The 7,875-nt window shown below is 68.4% G+C and carries 8 protein-coding genes; 5 read left to right on the forward strand and 3 right to left on the reverse strand.

Annotated elements, in window-relative coordinates; genetic code table 11:
• Positions 1-13 precede the first annotated feature (13 nt).
• Both MOQ72_RS20885 and MOQ72_RS20890 read left to right on the forward strand, forming a co-directional pair.
• The gene (locus MOQ72_RS20885; protein ID WP_242185653.1) at positions 14-814 is read left to right on the forward strand and encodes an Fpg/Nei family DNA glycosylase; all 801 of its coding nucleotides are present in this window, start codon (positions 14-16) and stop codon (positions 812-814) included.
• A 263-nt stretch (positions 815-1,077) separates the two neighbouring features.
• Positions 1,078-1,935 (forward strand): 3-hydroxybutyryl-CoA dehydrogenase, encoded by an 858-nt coding sequence (locus tag MOQ72_RS20890; RefSeq protein ID WP_308197921.1) that lies wholly within the window; start codon positions 1,078-1,080, stop codon positions 1,933-1,935.
• Positions 1,936-2,011: 76 nt separating this feature from the next.
• Here MOQ72_RS20890 and MOQ72_RS20895 read toward each other — a convergent pair whose 3' ends face one another.
• Complete coding sequence (locus MOQ72_RS20895; RefSeq protein ID WP_242185654.1) at positions 2,012-2,842, reverse strand: alpha/beta fold hydrolase; 831 nt, start codon at positions 2,840-2,842, stop codon at positions 2,012-2,014.
• Complete coding sequence (locus MOQ72_RS20900; protein WP_242185656.1) at positions 2,839-3,885, reverse strand: alcohol dehydrogenase family protein; 1,047 nt, start codon at positions 3,883-3,885, stop codon at positions 2,839-2,841. Before MOQ72_RS20900 ends, MOQ72_RS20895 begins: the two co-directional genes overlap by 4 nt.
• A 117-nt stretch (positions 3,886-4,002) precedes the next feature.
• Here MOQ72_RS20900 and MOQ72_RS20905 point away from each other — a divergent pair, with 117 nt between their 5' ends.
• The gene (locus MOQ72_RS20905; protein WP_242185658.1) at positions 4,003-4,581 is read left to right on the forward strand and encodes a TetR/AcrR family transcriptional regulator; all 579 of its coding nucleotides are present in this window, start codon (positions 4,003-4,005) and stop codon (positions 4,579-4,581) included.
• Here MOQ72_RS20905 and MOQ72_RS20910 read toward each other — a convergent pair whose 3' ends face one another.
• On the reverse strand, positions 4,582-5,235 hold the full coding sequence (locus MOQ72_RS20910) for a GntR family transcriptional regulator (RefSeq protein ID WP_242185659.1): 654 nt from the start codon (positions 5,233-5,235) through the stop codon (positions 4,582-4,584).
• Between the two features lie 131 nt (positions 5,236-5,366).
• Here MOQ72_RS20910 and MOQ72_RS20915 point away from each other — a divergent pair, with 131 nt between their 5' ends.
• Both MOQ72_RS20915 and MOQ72_RS20920 read left to right on the forward strand, forming a co-directional pair.
• Positions 5,367-6,545 (forward strand): CaiB/BaiF CoA transferase family protein, encoded by a 1,179-nt coding sequence (locus MOQ72_RS20915; RefSeq protein WP_242185662.1) that lies wholly within the window; start codon positions 5,367-5,369, stop codon positions 6,543-6,545.
• Positions 6,545-7,738: an acyl-CoA dehydrogenase family protein gene (locus tag MOQ72_RS20920; protein WP_242185664.1), complete on the forward strand. Its 1,194-nt coding sequence runs from the start codon at positions 6,545-6,547 to the stop codon at positions 7,736-7,738. The genes MOQ72_RS20915 and MOQ72_RS20920 overlap by 1 nt, the downstream gene beginning before the upstream one ends.
• The last annotated feature ends 137 nt before the right edge of the window (positions 7,739-7,875 follow it).

A 7,875-nucleotide genomic window follows, 5' to 3' on the forward strand; every position in this document is an offset into this window, starting at 1 on the left:
GTAGCCGGAAGACATGCCCGAACTACCGGATGTCGAAGGATTCCGCCGAGTCGCGCGGCAGGCGACCAACCACCAGGTGCGCGACGTGCGCGTGCACGACGAGCAAGTGTTGCGCGGTATTAGCAGCGACTCGTTCCAACGCGCGGTGCGGCGCCGGTACTTCGCCGAACCGCAACGGCACGGCAAGTGGTTGCTGATGCCGACCACGGGCGCTGCGAACGCCGCGGCGGCGCTGCCGGTCGTGCTGTTGCACTTCGGGATGACCGGCAGCCTCCAGTGGTGTCCGCACGACGCCGAGCTGCACCAGCACGACCGGGTCGTGTTCGACTTCGCCACCGGCGAACTCCGCTACCGGGACATGCGGAAGCTGACCGGTATCCACCTCGCCCGGGAGCAGGAGGAGGTAGATGACCTGCTCGCCGAACTCGGCCCGGACGCGCAGCAGATCGAGGCGGCCGAATTCGGCAAGCGGCTCACCCGCACCCGCCGCCGCCTCAAACCAGCCCTGATGGACCAGTCCGTCCTCGCCGGACTCGGCAACCTCAGCGCCGACGAAATCCTCTGGCGGGCGCGAATCCCACCGCACCGGAGCACAACGGAGCTGACTGCCGACGAACTCGATCAGCTGCACCGGGAAATGCGCACGATGCTGCGGGAGTCGGTGCGCGCGGGCCGGATTCCGGACGGGGCGTCGTGGCTGACCGGGCACCGCGACGAGCCGGACCGGCGGTGCCCGCGGTGCTCGACGGCGCTGCGCCGGGCCCGCGTCGGCGGGCGCAGCACGCTGTGGTGCCCGACCTGCCAGCCGGGCTGACTGCGGAGCGCATGCGGTCGTGCACGGATCGTGCGGTAACCTGAACGAGCTTCGGGGGTCAGGGCCGGATCGGGGGATCCGGCCGGGCGGGGCCGGGCCGGGGGCATGTAGTCCGGCCCCCCGCCGCGGCGCCCCGCTCGCGCCCGGCCGTGTGATCGACGTGTCCTGGGGCACTGTTCACCGGTCGGCAACCGCGGTCCCTGGCATGATCTGGCCGACGATGATCGCGTGGTGGCGCAGCCGGGAGCGGAAGGATCGGTGCGGTGACGAAGATCGAACGCCTGGGAGTCGTCGGTGGCGGGCAGATGGGCGGCGGCATCGCTGAAGTCAGCGCCAGAGCCGGTATTGACGTGATCGTGTGCGAGGTCAACGACGCGGTCGCCCGCGCCGGTCGCAACAAGCTGTGGAAGTCGCTCAACCGCGCGGTGCAGAACGGCAAGATCAACGAGGCCGAACGCGACGAGGCGCAGTCCCGGTTGCACTTCACCACGACGCTCGCCGACCTCGACGACCGGGAAATGGTCGTCGAGGCGATCGCCGAGAACGAGGAGCAGAAGCTCAAGCTGTTCGCCGAGCTGGACAAGCTGGTCGACCCGGCGGCGATCCTGGCGTCGAACACCTCGTCCATCCCGATCGCCAAGATCGCCGCTGCCACCAAACGCCCGAAGCAGGTGCTCGGCGTGCACTTCTTCAACCCGGTCCCGGTGCTCAAGCTCGTCGAACTGGTGCCGTCGCTGCTGACCGCCGAAGAAACGGTGCAGCGGGCCGCGGAGTTCGCAACCGAGCAGCTGGGCAAGGAGACCATCCTGGCCAAGGACCGCTCGGGCTTCGTGGTCAACGCGCTGCTGGTGCCGTACTTGCTGTCGGCGATCCGGATGCTGGAGAGCGGCTTCGCCACCGCCGAGGACATCGACAAGGGCATGGTCCTGGGCTGCGCCCACCCGATGGGGCCGCTGCGCCTGGCCGACCTGGTCGGCCTGGATACCCTGAAAGCGATCGCGGACTCGATGTACGCGGAGTACGCGGAACCAACCTACGCAGCCCCGCCACTGCTGCAACGAATGCTTGAAGCGGGCCAGAAGGGCAAGAAGTCCGGCAAGGGCTTCTTCACCTACAGCTGATCGCTCCGCACCCGTTCGAGCGTTGGGTGAAGGGCACCTTTTACCAACTTACTTGGTGAAAGGTGCCCTTCACCTTTCATCCGATCAGGGTCTGGATCTCGGCGATGACTCGGGTTGGGTTGTCCTCCATGGGGAAGTGGCCCGCATCGGGGATGATCGACAGCTCCGCGTTCGGGATGTCCTCGGCCAGGCGTTTCGCGTAGCTGACCGGTTGCCAGCGGTCTTCGGCTCCCCAGACGATTCGGGTTGGCATCGTCAGGGTTTTCAGCAACGGCGCCGTTCGTTGCGTCGGGGTCGAGTTGTAGTGGCGGACCTGGTGTTCGAAGAACGATGCTCGGCCCAGGGGCGTTCGGTGCGGCGCTAGGTAGGCTTCGAGGGTTCCGCCGGACATCCGGGTCGGATCCGCGACCGTCATGGTGAGCTGGCGGGTCAGCATGGCCTCGAAATCGCGTTGCGGCGTGGCGTTGTAGGCGTCGAGGTGGTCCCGGATGATCTGCTGCCAGGTGGCCGAGGGCCAGGAGTCGTAGCTGACCGAGTCGATCAGCATCAGGCGGTCGATCCGCTCCGGGTGTCGGGTGGCGAAGATCTGCGCCACCGCCCCGCCGATGTCGTGCGCGATCAGCGTGCAGTGCGAGATCTCCCGCTGTGCCAGCACTTCTCCCAGCAGATCGGCTTGGGCGGTGACCGAGGTGTCGCGGTTCGGCGGGCGTTCGGAGGCGCCGTAGCCGAGCAGGTCGTAGGCGAGCACGCCGTGGCCCGCGGCTTCGACAGCGCCGATCACCTCGCGCCAGATGTAGGAATGCGACGGCGTGCCGTGCAGGAACACCAGCATTTCGCCGGTGCGTCCGGTGGTGTGCCGGTAGGCCAGCCGGACCGCGTCGACGATCATGTGTCGGTCCAGGATCATGCCCGGTCCGCCAGGGTGATGACGATCTTGCCGAAGAAGTCCTTGGCGCCGAAGGCTTTCTGGGCTTCGGGAAGCTCGTGCAGCGGATACGTCTCGGCCAGCAGCGGTGTCAGCTCGCCGCGCGCGATGTGCTGCCGGAGCAGGGCGAAGTCCTCGTGGGTGCCGAACGACGAACCGATCAGCTGCAGCTGTCGGAGGTAGACCGTGCGCAGATCCGTCTCCACCAGCGGACCGGCGATGCCACCCGCGACGACGTAACGACCGAGTGGGCCCACCATCCGCAGCAGCGCGGGGAAGTTCGGACCGGCCACCACATCGGCGACGACATCGACGGCGCCGACCGTCGCCCGCACCGCCGAGTTCAAGTCATCCGAGCTGCGATCCACCGTCGCGTACGCACCCAGTTCCAGCGCTCGCTCCCGCTTCGCCCCGGCCGTGACCGCTACCGCGCGGGCTCCGCGCAGCGTCGCGAGCTGGATCAGCGCGGAACCGACTCCGCCGGATGCGCCGGTGACCACGACTGTCTCGCCATCGCGGACCCCCGCTCGGTTCAGCATGCGCATGGCGGTCGTGTAGGCGGTGGGGAAGGTGGCCAGCTCCGCGTCGGTCAGCGCGCTGTCGATCGGGTGGGCGTTCTGCGCGGGCACGGTCGTGAACTCGGCGAAGCCGCCGTCCCGCTCGCTACCCAGGTATGCCGTGTCGACCAGTTCGCGTTCGCCGCCGGAGTAGAGCATCGGGTCGACTATCACCCGCTCACCCAGCCGCGATTCGGGCACGTCCGCGCCGACCCGGTCGATGCGGCCGACCACGTCGGCGCCCTGGATGCGTGGGAACTCCAGCGGCTCCCGACGCCAACCCGCGCTCGCCGTCGGGTCCTCGGGCGAGCCGTAGGCACCCTCGCGCGTCCAGATGTCGGTGTTGTTGATCGCCGTCGCGGCGATCCGGATGCGGACTTCGCCCGGTCCGGCCTGCGGCTCGGGCACGTCTTCCCGGTACTCCAGCTTCTCCGGTCCGCCGAAGCCGGTGAGCAGCACAGCGCGCATTTGGGAACCCTCCGTTCTGAGGTCGGCCGTGGTCCTGTGAGGTATACCGACCGGTGTGGTTACAACTGAACCACTAGGTCGGCCTCAGGTCAACCCACCGGTCGGTATACTCACGGCGTGGCACAAGCCGGGGAGTTGCTGGAGAAGCTGACGCCTGCTGGGCGGCGGGTGCTCGACGTGGCGGCCGACCTGTTCTACCGACAGGGCATCCACGCCGTCGGGGTCGAGGCGATCGCCGCCGAAGCCGGGGTCACCAAGAAGACCTTGTACGCGTGCTTCGGTTCGAAGGACCAGCTCGTCACGGCGTACCTGGTCGAACGGGACCAGCGCTGGCGGGCGTGGCTGAAGCGGTGGGTCGCCGAGCACGCGACCGCGCCGCGCGAGGAACTGCTGGCGGTCTTCGACGCGCTCGAAGCGTGGATGGCGCGCGAGGACTTCCGGGGCTGCGGATTCGTCAACGCGCTGGCGGAGATACCGGAACCGACGCACCCCGCCCGCGACGTGATCATCGGGCAGAAGCGGTGGATGCGCGAGTACTTCGAAAAGCTCGCCGCAGCAGCGGAGATCGCCAACCCCGAGGACTTCGCGGACAGCGCCCTGCTGCTCTACGAGGGTGCGACGGTGGCGGCGTCAGCCGACATCAGCGGTGCGGTGCGGCAGGCGCGCAAGGCTGCGGCCATCCTGCTCCGAGCCTGATCAGTCCACTTCGGACACGATGGTGCCGCGCAGTGCCTGCACCGCGTGCTGCCGGTGCTCGTCGAGCAGTCGGACCAATTCGTCGGCCCGGCGATCCGCGGCTGCGGCGACGATCGAGTCGTGTTCGTGGCGGACGCGCTCGCGGTTGGCGTCGGAGTTGTAGTAGACCGCGCGGTAGGCGTCGGTGGCATCCCAGAGAGTGCGCACGACGCGCAGCAGGCGCGGCATCCCGGACGGCTCCAGCAGTGCGAAGTGGAAGCGCCGGTTGGCCGCGATCATGGCGACCAGATCGCCGCTGTCGGCGGCCTTTTCGACGTCCAGCTGGGCGTCGGTGATCCTCGTCAGGTCGGCATCGGTGAACCGCTCGTTGGCCACCCTGGCGGCCTCCGACTCCAGCAGTTCGCGCATCCGGTAGACCTCCAGCAGATCGCTCAGCGACAGCTCGGCCACCGAGTAGCCCCGGTGCGGCTGGTAGATCACCTGCCCCTCGGCCTCCAGCGTCTTCAGCGCCTCGCGCAGCGGAACCCGGCTCACGCCCAGGCGTTGGGCGATGGTGTCCTGCCGGATCGGCTGACCCGGTGCCAGTTCGCCGGACACGATGGACTTGCGGAGTTCGTCGAGGACGAACTCCTGGGTGGTGGGTGGTCGTCGCATCTACGGCTCCCCAGCGTCTTGACCCTTGGTCGCACCACTGTATATTGGATCCAAAATCACCGTGATGCAAGCCACTGGTAGATCGGGACGTTGCTCAGCTGCCCCGACTCGCCGGGCAGGAAGGTGGGTGCATGCAGACGCTGCCGATGGATGGCGTGGTCGTCGCGGACTTCAGCCGGGTCCTGGCGGGCCCCTACGCGACCATGCTGTTGGCCGATCTCGGCGCGACCGTGATCAAGGTGGAGCGGCCCGGTGGCGGGGACGACACGCGTTCCTGGGGGCCACCGTGGACCGAGCACAGCTCCTCCTACTTCGAGTCGGTCAACCGCGGCAAGCGCAGCATCACCCTCGACCTCGGCGACCCGCAGGACCAGGAGTCCGCCCGCGAGCTGATCCGCCGCGCCGACGTCCTGGTGGAGAACTTCCGGTCCGGCTCGCTGGCCCGCTACGGGCTGGACTACGACAGCGCGCGGGAGATCAACCCGCGGCTGATCTACACCTCGATATCCGGGTTCGGCAGCAAGGACGGCGCCGACCTGCCTGGTTACGACTTCGTGGTGCAGGCGCTCGGCGGGCTGATGAGCATCACCGGTGAGCCGGACGGTCCACCGACCAAGGTCGGGGTGGCCGTGGTGGACGTGCTCACCGGCAAGGATGCGGCGCTGGGCATCATGGCCGCGCTGCGGCACCGCGAACTCACCGGCCGCGGCCAGCACGTCGAGGTGAACCTGCTGTCCAGCCTGTTGGCATCGCTGGTCAACCAGATGAGCAGCCTGCTGACCACCGGTATCGCGCCACGGCGGATGGGCAACCGGCACCCGAGCATCGCCCCGTACGAGGCCCTGCGCTGCGAGGACGCCTTCCTGGCCGTGGCGATCGGCAACGACGGGCAGTTCCGCAAGCTGGGCGAAGCGCTCGGACTCGTCGCGTTGGCCGACGATCCGCGGTTCGCGACGAACGCGCAGCGGGTCGCCAACCGCGAGGAACTGGCGCGGCAACTGGAAAACGTGCTCGGTGCGCGGACCGCGGCGGACTGGCAGCAGCGCCTGCAACGCGTGGGCATCGCATGCGGTCAGGTCAACGACCTCTCGCGGGCGGTGCACTACGCCGAGTCGCTGGGTTTGCGGCCGATGGTCGATCCCGGCGGGGGTGCGGCCATGCAGGTGCGCATGCCCATCGACTTCTCGGACCACGGCAGCGCCGAGGTGACCGCGCCGCCGAGGCTCGGCGAGCACACCAAGGAAGTGCTCGCCTGGCTTGAGGATGCCGAGCAACAACTTTCCCCCATCGTGGCAAGGAGGAACTCGTGATGGGTGCCGGTGCGAAACGTCCCGCGTTCGACCCGCGCGATCCGCTGGGGATCGACGCCGAATTCAGCCCGGAGCAGCTCGCGATCCGCGACAGTGTGCGCGCGCTGTGCCGGGACCACGTGCGGCCGCACGTCGCGGAGTGGTTCGAGCGCGGCGAATTCCCGCAGGCCCGGGAGGTGGCGCGGGAGCTGGGCAAGCTCGGTGTGCTCGGCATGCACCTGGAGGGCTACGGTTGCGCGGGACTGTCCGCAGTGGACTACGGGATCGCCTGCGAGGAACTGGAAGCCTGCGACTCCGGGTTGCGCTCGCTGGTCTCGGTGCAGGGCTCGCTGGCGATGTTCGCCATCTGGCGCTGGGGTTCCGAGGAGCAGAAGCAGCACTGGCTGCCGCAGATGGCCGCGGGTGAGGCGCTCGGCTGCTTCGGCCTGACCGAGCCGGACCACGGCTCCGACCCCGCCTCGATGCGCACTGCCGCGCGCCGCGATGGCTCCGACTGGGTGCTCAACGGGCGCAAGATGTGGATCACCAACGGTTCGATCGCGTCGGTCGCCGTGGTGTGGGCGCAAACCGACGAAGGGGTGCGCGGTTTCGTCGTCCCGACCGACACGCCGGGCTTCGCCGCGCCGGAGATCAAGCACAAGCTGTCCTTGCGCGCCTCGGTGACCAGCGAGCTGGTGCTCGACGACGTCCGGCTGCCCGCTGATGCGGTGCTGCCGGAGGTCACCGGCCTGCGCGGGCCGCTGTCCTGCCTCAACGAGGCGCGCTACGGCATCGTGTGGGGCGCGGTCGGTGCCGCGCGGAACTGCCTGGAGACCGCGCTGGACTACGCGACCACCCGCGAGCAGTTCGGTCGGCCGATCGGCGGTTTCCAGCTCACCCAGGCCAAACTCGCCGACATGGCCATCAGGGTCCAAAATGGACGATTGCTGTCGCTGCACCTCGGCAAGCGCAAGGACGCGGGTGAGCTGATCCCGCAGCAGGTGAGCTTCGGCAAGCTCGACAACGTGCGCGGAGCGCTGGAGGTGGCGCGGACCGCGCGAACCATCCTGGGCGCCAACGGGATTTCGCTGGAATACCCGGTGATCCGGCACATGACGAACCTGGAGTCGGTGCTGACCTACGAAGGCACCAGCGAAATGCACGCCCTAACCATCGGCCAAGCCCTAACCGGCCTCTCCGCCTTCCGCTCCTGACCCCCGTAGCCCCGCGAGAGGTCGAGAAATGAGTGAAGGGCACCTCTGACCGGGTTACCCGGTTGTTCAGTCTTGGGTGATGTGACGCGGTTTGTGTCTCGGTGGTGGTGACACACCCGGGCTGGGTGATGTTGCGT

The sequence above is a fragment of the Saccharopolyspora soli genome, assembly GCF_022678645.1.
Taxonomy (GTDB): domain Bacteria; phylum Actinomycetota; class Actinomycetes; order Mycobacteriales; family Pseudonocardiaceae; genus Saccharopolyspora; species Saccharopolyspora soli.

Coding starts and splice junctions, on each gene's coding strand:
- MOQ72_RS20885 (WP_242185653.1), top strand. CDS start 14: ATGCCCGAACTACCGGATGTCGAAGGATTCCGCCGAGTCGCGCGGCAG.
- MOQ72_RS20895 (WP_242185654.1), bottom strand. CDS start 2,842: ATGATCCTGGACCGACACATGATCGTCGACGCGGTCCGGCTGGCCTAC.
- MOQ72_RS20900 (WP_242185656.1), bottom strand. CDS start 3,885: ATGCGCGCTGTGCTGCTCACCGGCTTCGGCGGACCGGAGAAGCTGGAG.
- MOQ72_RS20910 (WP_242185659.1), bottom strand. CDS start 5,235: ATGCGACGACCACCCACCACCCAGGAGTTCGTCCTCGACGAACTCCGC.
- MOQ72_RS20915 (WP_242185662.1), top strand. CDS start 5,367: ATGCAGACGCTGCCGATGGATGGCGTGGTCGTCGCGGACTTCAGCCGG.
- MOQ72_RS20920 (WP_242185664.1), top strand. CDS start 6,545: ATGGGTGCCGGTGCGAAACGTCCCGCGTTCGACCCGCGCGATCCGCTG.